The organism is Streptomyces sp. NPDC031365 (genome assembly GCF_055569765.1).
Map to the genome: position 1 here is coordinate 1 of NZ_JBVIIM010000085.1, position 1,209 is coordinate 1,209.

The window sequence follows — 1,209 nt, forward strand, 5'->3', positions numbered from 1 at the left end:
CTTCAACGCGGCCTGCTCGTTCGGGAAGTGCCCGCGGGCCTTGACCGCCCGCCGGATCCTGGCGTTCACCGACTCGATCGCGTTGGTCGTGCAGACGATGCGGCGGATCTCGGTGTCGAACCGGAGGAACGGAGTGAACTCCTCCCAGGCGTTCTCCCAGAGCCGGACGATCGCCGGATACTTCTTGCCCCACGCGTCGGCGAACTCGGCGAACCGCTCGAGTGCGGCGTCTTCGGTCGCCGCGGTGTAGACGGGCTTGAGGAGCTTGGCGATCTTGTCCCAGTCCTGGCGGGCGGCATAGCGGAAGGAATTCCGCAGCAGGTGGACCACGCAGGTCTGGACGGTGGTGCGGGGCCAGACGGTCTCCACCGCGTCGGGAAGCCCCTTCAGCCCGTCGCAGACCAGCATGAGGACGTCGTTCACGCCGCGGTTCTTGATCTCGGTCAGGATATGCATCCAGTGCTTGGCACCCTCGCCGCCGTCGCCGGCCCACAGCCCCAGAATGTCCCGTCGGCCCTCGACGGTGACGGCCAGGGCAACGTAGATCGGCCGATTCGCGACGGCACCGTCGCGGATCTTCACGTGGATCGCGTCGATGAAGATCACCGGATAGACCGGGTCGAGGGGCCGGTTCTGCCACTCGGCCATGCCGTCCATGACCTTGTCGGTGATCGTGGAGATGGTCTGACGGGAGACCTCGGCGCCATAGACCTCGGCCAGATGGGCCTGGACCTCGCCGGTGGTCAGGCCCTTCGCGGACAGCGAGATCACCATCTCGTCCACGCCGGTCAGGCGCTTCTGCCGCTTCTTGACGATCTTCGGCTCAAAGCTGCCCTCGCGGTCGCGGGGCACAGCTATCTCGACCGGGCCGACGTCCGTCAGCACGGTCTTGGCCCGGGTCCCGTTGCGGCTGTTGCCTCCGTTCTTCCCGGCGGGGTCGTGCTTGTCATAGCCGAGGTGGTCGGTGATCTCGCCTTCCAGGGCGGACTCCAGGAGCCGCTTGGTCAGCTGCTGGAGCAGCCCACCCTCGCCGGTCAGCTGCAGGCCCTCGGCCTGAGCGCGGCCGACCAACTCGTCGATGAGCTGGTCGTCCACCTTCTTCGCCGGCTGCGGCTCAGCGGCCTTGACGGACTCGGCCTCGGTCACGTTGTCGCTGGTCATCGATGCATCTTCCTTGATCAGGAGTTACACCGATCGTTTTACAGTCCC

1 protein-coding gene is annotated in these 1,209 nt (G+C 66.3%); it reads right to left on the minus strand.

Features of this window, described 5'->3' with window-relative positions; all coding sequences use genetic code 11:
- A partial coding sequence (locus ACZ5C2_RS38605; RefSeq protein ID WP_468801639.1) for an IS256 family transposase occupies positions 1-1,161 on the minus strand: 1,161 nt, incomplete at its 3' end.
- Positions 1,162-1,209: the final 48 nt, after the last annotated feature.